Raw genomic sequence first — 14901 nt, 5'->3', positions numbered from 1 at the left:
CTTCATTTGGCTTTTCATTGTGCTTTTAGAAAAAAATTGATAATATAAAAGAAGATATGAGAGAAAAGGGGTTGGCGTGTCATTGCTTCAAAAGAACAGTAAAATTGGTCTCACTATTGATGAAATAACGATTGGCGAGAAAATTCAAATTACTGAAAAAATAGAAGACAAAGATTTACTGCTTTACTTAGGATTGACGAATGATAATAATCCGCTCTATATTCAACATGATTATGCAGCGACAACGCCTTTTAAAAAGCCAATTGTACCTACAATTATGCTAAATGGCATCATCACGTCTGCTGTTTCTAAATACATTCCAGGACCTGGAGCACGTATTATTGAACAGCATTTAAAATACTTAGGACCGCTTTATCATTATGAATTATTTGATACTTTTTTAGAGGTTACGGAAGTAAACAAAGAACATAATACGATTAATGTATCAGTCCACTCTTACGACGAGAACAAAAAGCTAGTCATTGAAGGAAACTTAACGGTTACACCACCACTTTAAGTATGACACGTCTTGATGATTTGAGATGGGGGTTTCAAATCACTATCGGAGGCATTAAAATGACAAAAACAATTCTAGTTGTAGAAGATGAATATTCAATTGCGACCTTACTAAAATATAATTTAGAACAAGCTGGTTATACTGTGGAAACGGCACAAGATGGTCAAGAGGGATTAGATAAGGCAATAGCTATTCAGCCTGATTTAGTATTACTTGATTTAATGCTACCAAAGATGGATGGCACTGAAGTGTGTAAACAAATCCGCCAGCAACGTATGAATACACCAATAATTATGCTGACAGCAAAAGATGATGAGTTCGATAAGGTGCTTGGATTAGAGCTAGGTGCTGATGATTATATGACAAAGCCATTTAGTCCGCGTGAAATGTTAGCACGAGTAAAGGCAGTGTTACGAAGATTTTCACAAAGCGTCGTGATCGAGGATAAAGATAACATAAAAGAAAAAATGTATGAATTTGGGCATTTACGTGTATATCCTGAGCGCTTCGAAGTGTTCTTACAAGATGAAGCACTAGAGTTCACCCCAAAGGAATTTGAATTGCTGATCTATTTATTGGAAAATAAAAATCGTGTATTAACACGTGATCAGCTATTAAGTGCGGTATGGAAATACGATTTTGCGGGTGATACTCGTATTGTAGATGTGCATATTAGTCATTTGCGCGATAAGATCGAAGAAAGTAGCCGTAAGCCAGTATTTATCAAAACGATTCGTGGTCTTGGCTATAAGTTTGAGGAGCCAAAAACGACATGAAATCAATGAGCAACCGCTTATTCTTGACGTTTATGCTATTGCTCGGAACGATATTAGCTGTCCTAGTTATTGTCATAGGTCAGCTTTTTCCTGTTTATTTAGAGCAATACAACTCACAAAAACGCTTAGACATTCAAGAAGAAATGAACGAAGTTATAGAAGAGCGACAAATCCATTTAACTGAATCTGATAAAACTGCGCTGTATGCTGTACAAACAAAAGAAACGGATGAGCAGTTTCTTTCGTATATTCATACACGTCTTTTTGCGTTACTCGCAATTTTATTTATCATTACGATTTTGTTACTCGGAATTGTTACTCGCTATATGATTAGGAGTTTTTCAGCGCCAATCGATAATGTAACTGAAACGGCACTTGAGCTAGCGAAAGGTAATTATCGTGCAAGAGCTCATGAAAATGAGCAGACACGTTTGATGCCACTAAGTCATTCCATCAATATTTTGGCGCGTAATTTACAGGACATTACGACAATTCGTGAGGTTGAGGAAGAACGACTAAAGACGTTAATCGAAAACATGGGTAGTTCGTTAATGATGATTGGTAGAGAAGGAAATGTGTCGATTGTTAATCGAGTGTTTTTAGATCGTTTTGGCATGCCATTAGAGGATGTAGAGGGGAAAGTATTTCGTACGATTGGATTGCCGAAGTCGTTGGAGCAGTTTATCGACCACGTATTTCTAACCGAGATGCCGTACCGACAGCAAATAAAGATGGAAGTACAACAGGAGTTTTACAATAAAGAAGTATACGGTGCACCGGTAATTGGCGACCATGGACGCTGGCTCGGTGTTGTAGTTGTCATGCACGATGTAACGGAGCTCGTACGTCTTGAGCAAATCCGTAAAGATTTCGTGGCGAATGTTTCGCATGAGCTACGCACACCAATTACTTCAATTAAGGGCTTCTCTGAGACATTATTAGACGGAGCTTATAAAGATGAAACGATGTTATTGTCGTTTTTAGAAATTATTCATAAGGAAAGTAATCGCCTACAAATGCTAATTCAGGATTTACTAGAGTTATCGAAAATTGAACAGCATGGCTTTACGGTCAATATTATGCCGATGAGTTTGCAGGAAGTGCTCATCCGCGGAGCCGAGCTTACAAGTCCACGTCTTGATGAGAAAAATATGAGTTTTAACGTGGATATTGCTCGTGATGTACAAGTAATGGGTGATGCTAACCGTATTATACAAATTGTCATGAATTTAATTACAAATGCTATTACGTATTCACCCGAGGATACGACGGTAACGATACGTTTAAAGGAAAATGAAGAGTATGGCATTCTTGAAATTGAAGATGAGGGCATAGGGATTGAAAAAAATGAAATCCCTCGTGTGTTCGAACGTTTTTACCGTGTAGATCGTGCGCGGAGCAGAAACTCAGGTGGGACAGGGCTAGGATTAGCCATTGTAAAGCACTTAGTGGAAGCACATCATGGGCGCATTCTGGTAGAAAGTGAAGTAGGGAGAGGAACGAAAATGATCGTGTCGATTCCGAAACATACACCGGGTCAAATAGATTGATGCATGTAACACTAGTAGCGGAATTAGTGTTGAAAGTTTACGAAATATTTACAATGAAAAAATAATAACTTCATAATATAGGGGTATAATCAATTTTAGAAACCCCCTATATCATTTAATAAGACGAATAAATGTTTATAAAAACCTGTATGCATTTGCATTCAGGTTTTTATGTTGTACTCTTTCATCAAAAGGGTGTAAAGTGTATAGGAATAATAAGTTTGAAAGAAGGATTACAATGAGGTTCGCAAAAAGTATCCTGCAAATTGGATACCTTTATATCATACTATTTGTCGGGAATAGTATTGCAAGTTTACTACATATTCCAATCCCCGGGAGCATTATTGGACTGGGGATTTTATTTCTCCTGTTACAGTTTAAAATAGTAAAACTAGAATGGATTGAAGTGGGTGCAGCTTTACTTCTAAGTGAGCTATTATTATTTTTCGTTCCATCGGCAATTGGGGTTATTGATTATGACGCACTTTTTGGCGTGCAAGGCATGAAAGTGATAGCTGTGATTGTAGGAAGTGGAATTGTTGTGATGCTTGCTACGGGCTACATGGCGGAGTGGTTTGGACAAAAGAAAAAAGGTGACATAGTATGAATTTTTTAGTAGCAGTTGTCAGTTTGCTTGGTACAATTGCTATCTTTTATGGCAGTAAAATAATTTATGTGAAATTCGGAAAAGCATGGTTAACTCCGTTGCTCCTTACACCAATTATTGTTATTTTAATATTGCTTATAACGGATACGTCTTATGAAAAATATAATGCGGGAGGCACCATTTTAACACATCTCCTTGGTCCAGCCACTGTTGCTTTTGCCGTGCCGATTTATAAAAATATTGCGTTGTTAAAAAAACATGCGATGGTAATTATCGTAAGCATTACTGTTGGTTCTACTGTGGCCATTACATCGTCATTTTTACTAGCGTTACTTGTTGGTTTGAATGATGAACTTACGCATAGCTTAGTGCCGCGTTCAGTAACAACACCGATTGCGATGGATATTTCTACAATGATCGGGGGCTCGCCAACATTGACAGCTGTTTTTGTTATGACGACGGGAATTTTAGGAAGTTTGTTAGCGCCGCTGCTAATTCGGACATGTCGTTTAAATACGCCGTCCGCAAAAGGTTTAATGCTAGGCATGGGTGCGCATGGTACGGGTACTTCGAAAGCCTTTGAGTTTGGAGAACTGGAAGGTACGTTTTCGAGTATTGCAATGGTAGTTGCTGCATTGATAAGTATCGTTTTATCAGCGACAATTTTCCCTGTTTTTGAGCAATTCGTGATGAATAGCTTGTTACCTTAATAGGTAGCAGGCTATTTTTCTTTAAAAATTATGAAACTTTTTCCTATATACCTTCGTAAAGAGTAGTACAAAGAAAGCAAAGGGAGGAACAAATATGAGTGTGAAAAGGACCCTAATGATGGTGGGACTTGGCGTTTTTGGCATCGTGGCCCTCATTGCAGTATTTACGTCGTGGTATACGGTCGATGAGTCAGAACAGGCGGTTGTCATTACATTTGGTCGTGCAGATGAAACGGTGACAGATTCTGGTTTGCATTTTAAATTACCTTGGCCAGTGCAGTCAGTTGAAGTTTTATCGAAAGAAACTTTTAGCTTACAGTTTGGCTATAAGCAAAATAAAGAAGGTGAGTTAGAGGCTTATGATGCTGAAACGAAAATGATTACGGGAGATAACAACATCGTCCTAACGGATCTTGTTGTTCAATGGAAAATAACAGATCCGCGTAAATATTTATTCAATGCACAAAAACCAGAAGAAATTTTACATAGCGCCACATCCAGTGCGATTCGCTCGATTATTGGTAGTTCAAAAATTGATGCAGCGTTAACCGATGGAAAAGGAGAAATCGAGGTACAAACACGTGATTTACTGGTTGGTCTTATCGATAAATACGATGTTGGTATTAGTATTTTAGGTGTGAAATTACAAGATGTTGAACTTCCAGACAAAGACGTTCGAGCAGCATTTACAGCGGTAACAGATGCACTTGAAACGAAAAACACAAAAATAAATGAAGCGAAAAAATATGTGAATAAGCGGAGCAATGAGGCAGAAGGTGAAAAGGATGCAATCATCTCTAAAGCGGAAGGTTCAAAAATTGCACGTATTGAACAGGCCCAAGGGGATGTGGCAGTCTTCAATAAAATGTATGAACAATATAAAGGCAATCAACAAATTACCCGTGAGCGACTTATTTTAGAAACATTAGAAAACGTTTTACCGAAAGCGCAACTTTATATTATGAATGATGATGGTGGCACGATGAAGTACTTACCGCTACCTGGATTGCAACCAACGGCACAGCAACCAACAACCGAGAAAAAAGAAGGGAGCGGTAACTAATGGACAAGAAAAATAATGATCTTGATAAATTTCTAAAGTTTTTATCTGGAAAAACGAAAAGTACCGCTTCTACTGAAGAAAATGCTGGAGACAATGTTGTGAAAATGTCCAAAAAAAGCCCTATGAATCCAAAAAAGTATATTTCTTTGACAGTCACGTTAACAGTGATTTTTGCAATCGGAGTAATAATATTTGCTAATATTTATATTGTAAAGGAATCTGAGTATGTCGTTGTTCGTCAGTTTGGAGAAGTAGTAAAATTTGAACGTGAGCCTGGATTGAAGATGAAGGTGCCATTCATTCAAAGTGTGACAAGATTACCGAAAAACCAAATGACTTATGAAATTTCAGAAGAGGAGATTAATACAAAAGATAAAAAACGTATTATTATTGATAATTATGCAGTATGGCGTATTACAGATCCGAAGCTTTTAATTTCAAATGCAGGTACGATTGAAAAGGTAGAATCTCGTATGGAGGAATTTATCTATTCGGTTATTCGTACTGAGCTTGGTCAGATTAAATACGAAGATATTATTAGTGATAAAGACTCTCAACGCGGAGGTATTAATGACCGTGTTACAAAACGCGTCAATCAATTATTATCGGATGATAAGTATGGAATTGAAGTAGTCGATGTACGTATTCGTCGTATCGATTTGCCAACTGTAAATGAGCAATCCGTTTTTAAGAATATGGTGTCAGAGCGTGAGTCAATGGCGCAACAGTATTTGTCAGAAGGGGATGCGGCGAAGCGTCGTATGGAAGCGCAAGCAGATAGAGAAGTGCAAGAAATGCTGGCAACAGCAAATAAAGATGCTGCAATGATTCAAGCAGAAGGTGAAGCGGAGGCGGCGAAGATTTATAATAAATCGTTTTCACAAGATCCTGAATTCTATTCATTGTATCGTACGCTAGAATCATATAAGAAAACAGTTGGGGAAGAGACGGTTATCATTTTGCCATCGACTTCACCATATGCCAAAATATTATCAGGTTACCTAGAATAATAATGTAATCCTTGCAGGGATTTGTGAAAGTGGGAATTGTCGTGCTAGTAAAGCGCGCGATTCCCACTTTTTGTTAGTTGGAATTTTAAATTAGGTGTTTAATATAATGCTAGTTTCTGATAAAATTATGATGTTTAGAAAAGATAAATGGAGGTAATTGTTGTGAAATTACAAATTAGCACGTGGCTCCAAAATCTAGGGATTGCTTGTAGCATTGCATCGTTTTTTACACTTTTTTTCCGCCTGACAGAATTTGAATGGGTGACGAAGAGTGTTTATCATATACCAGTATTTTTTGTTGTTGTATTTTTGTTAGGGCTAGTTCTTGCAGAAGATGTACGTAAAGTATTTAAAAAGATTTTTTTGTACGAGAAGCGTAAAGATCAGCGGCCTATTTGGCAAATTGGGATTGGATTGATTTTCTTCCTTGCACAAATTGGTGTTGTCATGGTATTTAGTACAGAGCTTACTCAGCCGACACTAGGTGGCATGCCATTGTTTTTAGTATTTGCTTTCATGAATGCATTTATTATGACGGTTATTTATGAAGAGGTTTTTTATCGTAAGGATAAAACGAATGAATTAAATAGTCATTAAAGGAAAGAGTCGATTGCTATGAGCAATCGGCTCTTTTTAGTTAAAGGTCTTTTGGGATTTGTAGAGAAATAGTAATTAATAGGTCGTCAACAAAATGATATGCTCAAAATGAAGAGTTTCGTTATAGCATTATGCAGGTAAAAATACAGTGGGGTGTATAAATGGAAAATGAAGAGATAAAACAAGAAGAATGTATTGATTATGAGGGGAAAGCTGCAAGATTCACACTTGCTTTATTACTAGCAACCTTAATAATTTGGGCCATTTATGATAAGTATAAAACAGGTAATAACGGTTTTCAATGGACGTTGATATCGGCAACGACTTTAGTTTATTTCAATAGTAAACAGTATTTTATAAGAAGAGATTCTAAAAGAAAGAGAATAGAGAAAGAAGGATAGTGTTAGAAAGGGAAGAGTTGAAATAGTCGACTTTTTCCCTTTTTTCATTTAAGCGGTTATGAATGATAGGGAGAAGAAAGCATCTTGTGTGAATTTTTGAGGGAAGAATGCTGTATTACAATTATGCATCCCTTATTTTCGCAAATCCGCTCATATGATTGGTAAAAAGACTATTTTCCCGATAAAGTAAGGGAGAGAAGCATTTTCAAACATACGTTTTCGTTTTACAATAAGAAGAGATGAGAACTCAGGAGGACATGAGATGACAAAAGATAAGTTACTATTGCTGGATGGTAATAGTTTGGCGTACCGCGCATTTTTCGCGTTACCACTTTTAACGAATGATAGTGGAATTCACACGAATGCAGCGTACGGATTTACGACGATGTTACAAAAGATATTAGAGGAAGAGCAACCGACTAAAATGTTGGTAGCATTCGATGCGGGTAAAACAACTTTTCGTCATGATACGTTTACTGAATATAAAGGTGGTCGTCAAAAAACACCGCCAGAATTATCGGAGCAATTTCCGTATATTCGTAAGTTGATTGATGCATATGGGATTAAGCGATATGAGCTTGAAATGTACGAGGCTGATGACATTATTGGTACATTAGCAAAAGAAGCGGCATCGCAAAACATGGACGTCATCATCGTATCTGGTGACCGTGATTTAACACAGCTTGCGACGGAGCAGGTGACAGTTTACATTACGAAAAAGGGAATTACGGAAATTGAGAAAAATACACCTGCATTTATCGAAGAAAAGTATGGTTTAACACCATTACAAATTATTGATATGAAGGGCTTAATGGGTGATGCTTCCGATAATATCCCTGGTGTGCCAGGTGTCGGTGAAAAGACAGCGGTGAAATTATTAAAAGAGCATGGTTCAGTGGAGGCGCTTTACGAGGCGATCGACACGTTGAAAGCATCGAAAATGAAAGAGAAGCTTGTCGCAAATGAAGAACAGGCACATATGAGTAAGAAGCTTGCGAAGATTTTCACAGAGGCACCAATTGAGGTGACACTTGCTGATCTAGCGTACAATGGACCTGATGAAGAAGCACTAATAAATGTATGGCAAGAGCTTGGCTTTAAATCATTGATTGAGAAAAGTGATTTTGCAGTCGAGGAAGAAGAACGTGCACCATTCGAATGTGACATTGTAGAAGATGTGAAGCCAGAGCAGCTAAAAGATATAATGGCTGTACATGTAGAGCTTGAAGATGAGCATTATCATACTTGCCAGCAGCTAGGCCTAGCTCTCTCAGATGGAATGAATACTTTTTATGTGCCATTTGAGAATGCTGCTAAATCAGATACGCTGCGCCTATGGTTAGAGGATTCAACGAAAACAAAGTATATGGTTGACTCTAAGGCGTCTCAAGCAGCGTTGAAACGTGCTGGCATTAAACTTGCTGGTGTTGAATTTGATTTATTGCTTGCTTCATACATTAATAACCCTGCACTTAGTGGTGATGACGTGGCGACACTTGCGAAAGATCTTGGCTACCGTGATGTGCAAACGAACGAAGCAGTTTATGGAAAAGGAGCAAAGCGTGCTGTGCCAGCGCAAGATATACTGGCTGAACACGTAAGTCGTAAAGCATTTGCTGTCTGGACGTTGCAACCAAAACTTGAAACACTATTACGTGAAAATGAACAGTTTGATTTATATAAAAACCTTGAACTCCCCCTTGCATCGATTTTAAGCGAGATGGAGAGCGAAGGGATTACTGTCAACCGAGCGACACTTGAAAAAATGGGCCAAGATTTAAAGGAGAAGCTGACTGTCATTGAACAAGATATTTATGCGGAAGCTGGTGAAGCATTTAATATCAACTCACCAAAGCAACTAGGGGTCATTCTCTTTGATAAGCTAGGCCTCCCTGTTATTAAAAAGACAAAAACAGGTTATTCTACAGCGGCTGATGTATTAGAAAAATTAAAGCCAGAGCATGCCATCATTGAACATATTCTCTTGTATCGTCAATTAGGAAAGTTGCAATCGACATATATTGAAGGGCTACTAAAAGAGATTCATGAAGCAGATGGAAAAGTGCATACGCGTTTCCAACAGGCATTAACATCGACAGGTCGTTTAAGCTCAACGGACCCGAACTTGCAAAACATTCCTGTGCGTCTAGAGGAAGGACGTAAAATTCGCCAAGCGTTCGTGCCATCGCATGAAAACTGGATTTTATTCTCTGCCGATTACTCACAAATCGAACTTCGTGTTCTGGCACATATGTCAGAGGATAAAAACTTAGTCGAAGCTTTCCGCGAAGGTATGGATATTCATACACGTACGGCAATGGATGTATTCCATGTATCTGCAGAAGATGTGGATAGCGATATGCGCCGTGCGGCAAAAGCGGTTAACTTTGGAATTGTGTACGGGATTAGTGATTATGGGCTTTCACAAAACTTAGACATCACACGTAAAGATGCAGCGGTATTTATTGAAAAGTACTTAGCGAGCTTCCCTGGAGTAAAGGGCTATATGGACAATATCGTCCAGGATGCGAAATTTAATGGTTTTGTGACGACTATTTTAAATCGCCGTCGATATTTACCGGATATTACGAGCTCAAACTTTAACTTGCGCAGTTTTGCGGAACGTACAGCGATGAATACACCGATTCAAGGTAGTGCGGCAGATATTATTAAAAAAGCAATGATTGATATGGATGCACGCTTGAAAAAAGAAAATATGCAGGCGAAATTATTATTACAAGTGCATGATGAGTTGATCTTTGAAGCACCACAAGAAGAATTAGCATTGTTAGAAAAAATTGTACCTGAAGTCATGGAAAATGCGATTGCGCTTGCCGTGCCATTAAAAGTAGATGTCAACTACGGCGCAACTTGGTACGAAGCGAAGTAAGGAGGCAGGATGTATGCCTGAATTACCAGAGGTGGAAGGTGTCGTGAAGGCATTGAAACCAGAAATTGAAGGACGAACAATTGAAAGTGTCAAGCTGTCGGAGACAATCCATTTAGGTTTTAGTGTGGGTAAGCAATGTATTGTTAAACAGGCAGAGCCGGAAGCGTTTGAAGTGGCACTTGCTCATATGACCATTACAAAAGTTGTGCGTCGTTCAAAATATATATTTTTTCATTTACTGAAAGAGGAAGTGCCTTATTTTTTGGTGAGTCATTTAGGTATGACTGGTGCTTGGTTTGTCGTCGATTCACCAGAAAATATTAATGAAGCTAAGTTCAAGAAACATATTCATGCAACATTTCGTTTAACGGATGGTGGATATTTAGTTTATTCGGATATTCGACGATTTGGAGAGTTACGCCTTTTAGCAAATCTGGAGGATCATGCACCACTAACCAAAATGGCACCGGAACCTTTTGATGATGATGCTTGTGATTTTTTCATTGCGAAAACGTTATTGCCGAAATATGAGAAAAAGGCTGTCAAAGAAGTGATTATGGATGGGCAAGTGATATCTGGCTGTGGCAATATTTACGCAACAGAAGCCCTGTTCAACGAGCGGATTCATCCAGCACGTAAAATGAATCGCATTAGCGAGAAACGTAAACGTGCGCTATTTGATGCAATAGTAGCTGTGTTGCGACAAAGTATTGAAGCAGGAGGCTCGACGATTTCAGATTATCGAAATATAAATGGCGAGGCTGGTAGTATGCAAAATCGGCTCCAAATGTACGGCAAAAAAGCATGCCCAGTGTGTGGGACGCAGACGAGTCAAATGACAATTGGGGGACGCACGTCAGTCTTTTGTCCAAATTGTCAACATTAAAGGGGAATTAGCTAATGATTATCGGATTAACAGGTAGTATTGCGAGTGGGAAAAGTACAGTAGCGAAAATGATGACAGACCTTGGATTACCAATCGTCGATGCGGATGTTGTGGCACGAGACGTTGTTGAACCAGGCACAGAGACGCTTAAAATAATTGCTCAAAACTTTGGGGATGATATTTTACTGGAAGATGGTCATTTAAATCGACCGAAACTGGGTGATATTATTTTTCACGAACCTGCAAAACGTAAAATCTTAAATGATATCATGCACCCGGCAATTCGTGCAGAAATGCTTCGTCAACGTGATGTATTAATAGCGGCAGGAGAAAAACATGTCGTGATGGATATTCCTTTGTTATTTGAAAGCAAATTACAACATTTTGTTGAACGTATTTTAGTAGTGTCGGTAAAAGAGGAAGTGCAACTACGTCGTTTAATGGAACGAAACGCATTGTCGAAAGAGGATGCAATTGCTCGTATTCATTCGCAATTGCCATTATCTGTGAAGGAAAAAGGCGCACATGCTGTTATTTATAATAATGAAAAGTTAGAAAATACTGAGGAACAACTGAAAAAAATTCTTACTTATTGGGAAGTACTGTAGATTAGGTGCGTAGCGAAAAATCATCGCTACGCATTTTTTTTATTATTTAAAGACGGAAAATAAGCAAAAGTTTTGATGGGAAGAATGATGTGTTATTTATCAGAAAATAAGAACTTTTCCAATGTGCGTAATTAATGTTCATCTTTATTGAAATTGTGTTATACTAATTTCATATAGTATATAATTAATATGAAAACGTATCCACAGGAGGATTTACAAATGACAGTATCTATTGCTATTAATGGTTTCGGACGTATTGGACGTATGGTTTTCCGTCAAGCGATCGTACAGGAGGGTTTAAATATCGTTGCGATTAACGCCAGCTATCCAGCTGAAACGTTAGCACATTTGATTAAGTATGACACAAATCACGGGACATTCGAAGGTACAATCGAACCGGCAGGCGATGCACTAATGGTAAATGGTAAGCGCGTACAAATTATTAGCGAACGTGATCCATTACAATTACCATGGGCAGCAATGGGCGTAGATATCGTTATTGAAGCAACTGGTAAATTCAATGAACGTGAAAAAGCAGCAATGCACTTAGAAGCGGGCGCAAAAAAAGTTATCTTAACAGCACCGGGTAAAAACGAAGATATCACTGTTGTATTAGGTGTAAACGACGAATTACTTGATATTGAAAAACATGACGTGATTTCAAACGCTTCTTGTACAACAAACTGCTTAGCACCAGTAGCAAAAGTATTAAACGACACATTCGGCATTAACAATGGTTTAATGACAACTGTTCATGCATACACAAATGACCAAAAAAATCTTGATAACCCACATAAAGATTTACGTCGTGCACGTGGTTGTGCACAGTCAATCATCCCAACATCAACGGGTGCTGCAAAAGCTTTAAAACTAGTATTACCAGAGCTAGATGGCAAGATTCATGGTATGGCACTACGTGTTCCGACTCCAAACGTATCACTTGTTGATCTTGTGGTTGATTTAGATACGGACGTAACAGTGGAATCAGTAAATGCAGCATTTGAAAAAGCAGCTACTGAAGGACCAATGAAGGGTATTTTGAACTTCACAATGGAGCCGCTTGTATCCTCTGACTTTAATACAACAACTTTCTCATCTACAGTAGATGGTCTTTCTACGATTGTTATGGGCAACCGCAAAGTAAAAGTACTTGCTTGGTACGATAACGAGTGGGGTTACTCTGCACGTGTAGTAGATCTTGCGAAAAAAGTTTCATTAGCATTAGAAACAGTTAACGCATAATAAATACGTAGATATGAAGACACACTGAAATCCTCTTGATTTCGGTGTGTTTTTTTCTTTATATAAGTGTGTTAGACTTCAAAAATGAAAGTGATTTTGTCCACGGGGGAAATTTTGTTATAATAGGTATACTAAAATTGTAGGAAAATCAGGGGAGTAAATATATGAGATGTCCATCTTGCCAATTTAACGGAACACGTGTAGTGGATTCGAGGCCTGTAGATGATAATAAGGAAATACGTAGACGTCGTGAATGTGAGTCGTGTGGCTTCCGTTTTACTACGTTCGAAAAAATTGAAGAAACGCCATTAGTTGTCGTGAAGAAAGAAGGATCACGTGAGGAGTTTAGCCGCGAAAAAGTATTGCGTGGTTTAATTCGTGCGTGCGAAAAACGCCCTGTTGCGCTTGAAGTGTTAGAGGGAATGGTGATTGCAATTGAAAAAGATTTACGCCGTATTGGAAATGCAGAGGTGCGTTCAGAGGATGTTGGTGAAATGGTAATGGACCGCTTAGCGAAAATTGATGAGGTTGCTTATGTACGCTTTGCATCTGTTTATCGTCAATTTAAAGATATCAACGTCTTTATAGAGGAGTTAAAAGAAATTATCCAAAGACAAACTGAGCAAAAATAATGAGGCAAAAGGGAGGGTGAATGACGTTGGTTCATTTGTATAAGGAGTTGCAGCCAGCGGATACTTTTGACATTCGCTTACCTCATGCGCTTTCAACGCAGGAAAGACAGCTGGTGACATTATTTTATCAGCCTCTAACAGGTGCTGAGCCAATTAGCTTGTATTTGACATTGTGGGCGGAAGCCGAGCAAATGCAGACACAACATCAATCGCATTATTATTTAATGAATGTTCTCGGCATGCCTATTGGCAAAGTGTTTGAGGCACGTATTGCTTTAGAGGCAATTGGTTTGCTACGTACGTGGAAAAAAGAAATTGAAGGGCAACGTTCCTTTTTATATGAGCTGGCACGTCCACTTGATGCGGATAGCTTTTTGAAAGATCCTTTGTTATCAATGTTCTTATTTAGCAAAATTGGGGAGCAGGCGTATCGTAAATTGCGTCAACGTTTTATAGTACCTGCAAGGGAGGCGGCATACAAGGATGTGTCGCGTGCCTTTATCGATGTTTTTAAACCTGTAAGTACGAATATCCCAAGTGATTTACAAGGTGACGATGGCATAAAAGTGCAGTCACCCAAAACCTATCCTTTCTATTTTGAACAATTCGACTTTAATTTATTGCAAGCGGGTCTATCAGAGCAACTGGTACCGGCGAGTTTACTGACAATTGAAGTACGCGAAGCAATTGCCAAGCTTGCTTTCTTATATCATTTAACGGCACTAGACATGCAAAAGGTTGTGATTCTCGCACTTGATGATGATTTAGGTATTTCATTAGAGCGTTTGCGTAAGGCAGCAGCCGACTATTATAAGCTGACAGTTTCTAAAGAACCACCAAAGCTTGCACGTGTCTATGATACAACGAGTGTCGAAGAGAAGGCTCAAATGACAAAGGATCAGGAGTTGCAACATTATTTAGAGACAACGCCGCCTGTGCAGGTGCTGCGTGATATTAATAATGGCAAAGAACCTTTGCAAACGTCTGTACAGCTTGCAGATAGCTTAATTGTTCAGCACGGTATGCCTATCGGGGTGGTTAACGCTTTACTTGAGTACGTTATGTTAACGACAGACATGAAGCTACCGAAAAAGTACGTGGAAACAATTGCTGACCATTGGGTGCGTAAAAATTTAAAAACAGCTAAAGAAGCTATGGAGCTTGCACGTCAAGAGCATGATAAATATACGGCATGGAAAAACAAGCCGCAAACGCCAGCAAAAAGTAGTAATTATACAAAAGGACGTTCGACTAATCGGCGCGAGGAAAAAGTGCCTGATTGGTTTTATAAGCGTAATGAGCAATCAGAAGAAGTTCCGACAGATACGGTAAGTACTGGTGGAACAGATTTTGAAATAGAACGACAAAAAATATTAGACAAGTTAGGCAATCAACAAAAGTAAGGCAGGTGA

The 14901-nt window shown here is 38.6% G+C and carries 15 protein-coding genes; all 15 read left to right on the top strand.

Annotated elements, in window-relative coordinates:
- The first annotated feature begins 82 nt into the window (after positions 1 to 82).
- The 15 genes from ACIQZG_RS02045 to ACIQZG_RS01975 all read left to right on the top strand — a co-directional run bounded on the left by ACIQZG_RS02045 (position 83) and on the right by ACIQZG_RS01975 (position 14892).
- The gene (locus ACIQZG_RS02045; RefSeq protein ID WP_402753485.1) at positions 83 to 517 is read left to right on the top strand and encodes a MaoC/PaaZ C-terminal domain-containing protein; all 435 of its coding nucleotides are present in this window, start codon (positions 83 to 85) and stop codon (positions 515 to 517) included.
- A 59-nt stretch (positions 518 to 576) separates the two neighbouring features.
- Positions 577 to 1293: a response regulator transcription factor gene (locus ACIQZG_RS02040; protein ID WP_402753484.1), complete on the top strand. Its 717-nt coding sequence runs from the start codon at positions 577 to 579 to the stop codon at positions 1291 to 1293.
- Positions 1290 to 2843 (top strand): two-component system histidine kinase PnpS, encoded by a 1554-nt coding sequence (pnpS, locus tag ACIQZG_RS02035; protein ID WP_402753483.1) that lies wholly within the window; start codon positions 1290 to 1292, stop codon positions 2841 to 2843. The genes ACIQZG_RS02040 and pnpS overlap by 4 nt, the downstream gene beginning before the upstream one ends.
- A 238-nt stretch (positions 2844 to 3081) precedes the next feature.
- Entirely contained in the window at positions 3082 to 3450 is a 369-nt protein-coding gene (locus ACIQZG_RS02030; RefSeq protein WP_402753482.1) for a CidA/LrgA family holin-like protein, read from the top strand.
- On the top strand, positions 3447 to 4160 hold the full coding sequence (locus ACIQZG_RS02025) for an LrgB family protein (protein WP_402753481.1): 714 nt from the start codon (positions 3447 to 3449) through the stop codon (positions 4158 to 4160). The genes ACIQZG_RS02030 and ACIQZG_RS02025 overlap by 4 nt, the downstream gene beginning before the upstream one ends.
- 94 nt (positions 4161 to 4254) lie before the next feature.
- Positions 4255 to 5223 carry an FtsH protease activity modulator HflK gene (hflK, locus tag ACIQZG_RS02020; RefSeq protein ID WP_402753480.1) on the top strand — a complete coding sequence of 323 codons (969 nt, stop codon included), beginning with the start codon at positions 4255 to 4257 and terminating at the stop codon, positions 5221 to 5223.
- The gene (gene hflC / locus ACIQZG_RS02015; RefSeq protein WP_402753479.1) at positions 5223 to 6233 is read left to right on the top strand and encodes a protease modulator HflC; all 1011 of its coding nucleotides are present in this window, start codon (positions 5223 to 5225) and stop codon (positions 6231 to 6233) included. Before hflK ends, hflC begins: the two co-directional genes overlap by 1 nt.
- A 162-nt stretch (positions 6234 to 6395) precedes the next feature.
- Positions 6396 to 6830 carry a DNA polymerase I gene (locus tag ACIQZG_RS02010; protein ID WP_402753478.1) on the top strand — a complete coding sequence of 145 codons (435 nt, stop codon included), beginning with the start codon at positions 6396 to 6398 and terminating at the stop codon, positions 6828 to 6830.
- A gap of 161 nt (positions 6831 to 6991) precedes the next feature.
- Complete coding sequence (locus ACIQZG_RS02005; protein ID WP_402753477.1) at positions 6992 to 7231, top strand: hypothetical protein; 240 nt, start codon at positions 6992 to 6994, stop codon at positions 7229 to 7231.
- Between the two features lie 262 nt (positions 7232 to 7493).
- Positions 7494 to 10121: a DNA polymerase I gene (polA, locus tag ACIQZG_RS02000; protein ID WP_402753476.1), complete on the top strand. Its 2628-nt coding sequence runs from the start codon at positions 7494 to 7496 to the stop codon at positions 10119 to 10121.
- Between the two features lie 13 nt (positions 10122 to 10134).
- Positions 10135 to 11007, top strand: coding sequence for a bifunctional DNA-formamidopyrimidine glycosylase/DNA-(apurinic or apyrimidinic site) lyase (mutM, locus tag ACIQZG_RS01995; RefSeq protein ID WP_402753475.1), 873 nt, complete (start codon positions 10135 to 10137; stop codon positions 11005 to 11007).
- Positions 11008 to 11021: 14 nt separating this feature from the next.
- Positions 11022 to 11615, top strand: coding sequence for a dephospho-CoA kinase (coaE, locus tag ACIQZG_RS01990; RefSeq protein ID WP_402753474.1), 594 nt, complete (start codon positions 11022 to 11024; stop codon positions 11613 to 11615).
- Between the two features lie 219 nt (positions 11616 to 11834).
- Positions 11835 to 12857 (top strand): glyceraldehyde-3-phosphate dehydrogenase, encoded by a 1023-nt coding sequence (locus tag ACIQZG_RS01985; RefSeq protein WP_402753473.1) that lies wholly within the window; start codon positions 11835 to 11837, stop codon positions 12855 to 12857.
- Positions 12858 to 13021: 164 nt separating this feature from the next.
- A complete protein-coding gene (nrdR, locus tag ACIQZG_RS01980) occupies positions 13022 to 13489 on the top strand; it encodes a transcriptional regulator NrdR (protein ID WP_402753472.1) in 468 nt (155 codons plus the stop codon).
- Between the two features lie 20 nt (positions 13490 to 13509).
- On the top strand, positions 13510 to 14892 hold the full coding sequence (locus ACIQZG_RS01975; RefSeq protein ID WP_402753471.1) for a replication initiation and membrane attachment family protein: 1383 nt from the start codon (positions 13510 to 13512) through the stop codon (positions 14890 to 14892).
- Positions 14893 to 14901 lie beyond the last annotated feature (9 nt).

Origin of the sequence: Lysinibacillus sp. NPDC096418 (assembly GCF_044762775.1) — a bacterium.
Taxonomy (GTDB): Bacteria; Bacillota; Bacilli; order Bacillales_A; family Planococcaceae; genus Lysinibacillus.
The sequence above is the reverse complement of the archived record's forward strand: the minus strand, read 5'-3'. Positions and strand labels throughout refer to the sequence as shown.

Bases quoted from the DNA above. Each gene is read 5' to 3' on its own strand.
- ACIQZG_RS02030 (WP_402753482.1), top strand. From the start codon at position 3,082: ATGAGGTTCGCAAAAAGTATCCTGCAAATTGGATACCTTTATATCATA.
- ACIQZG_RS01985 (WP_402753473.1), top strand. From the start codon at position 11,835: ATGACAGTATCTATTGCTATTAATGGTTTCGGACGTATTGGACGTATG.
- polA (WP_402753476.1), top strand. From the start codon at position 7,494: ATGACAAAAGATAAGTTACTATTGCTGGATGGTAATAGTTTGGCGTAC.
- mutM (WP_402753475.1), top strand. From the start codon at position 10,135: ATGCCTGAATTACCAGAGGTGGAAGGTGTCGTGAAGGCATTGAAACCA.
- nrdR (WP_402753472.1), top strand. From the start codon at position 13,022: ATGAGATGTCCATCTTGCCAATTTAACGGAACACGTGTAGTGGATTCG.
- ACIQZG_RS02040 (WP_402753484.1), top strand. From the start codon at position 577: ATGACAAAAACAATTCTAGTTGTAGAAGATGAATATTCAATTGCGACC.
- hflK (WP_402753480.1), top strand. From the start codon at position 4,255: ATGAGTGTGAAAAGGACCCTAATGATGGTGGGACTTGGCGTTTTTGGC.
- ACIQZG_RS02025 (WP_402753481.1), top strand. From the start codon at position 3,447: ATGAATTTTTTAGTAGCAGTTGTCAGTTTGCTTGGTACAATTGCTATC.
- pnpS (WP_402753483.1), top strand. From the start codon at position 1,290: ATGAAATCAATGAGCAACCGCTTATTCTTGACGTTTATGCTATTGCTC.
- coaE (WP_402753474.1), top strand. From the start codon at position 11,022: ATGATTATCGGATTAACAGGTAGTATTGCGAGTGGGAAAAGTACAGTA.
- hflC (WP_402753479.1), top strand. From the start codon at position 5,223: ATGGACAAGAAAAATAATGATCTTGATAAATTTCTAAAGTTTTTATCT.
- ACIQZG_RS02005 (WP_402753477.1), top strand. From the start codon at position 6,992: ATGGAAAATGAAGAGATAAAACAAGAAGAATGTATTGATTATGAGGGG.
- ACIQZG_RS01975 (WP_402753471.1), top strand. From the start codon at position 13,510: ATGACGTTGGTTCATTTGTATAAGGAGTTGCAGCCAGCGGATACTTTT.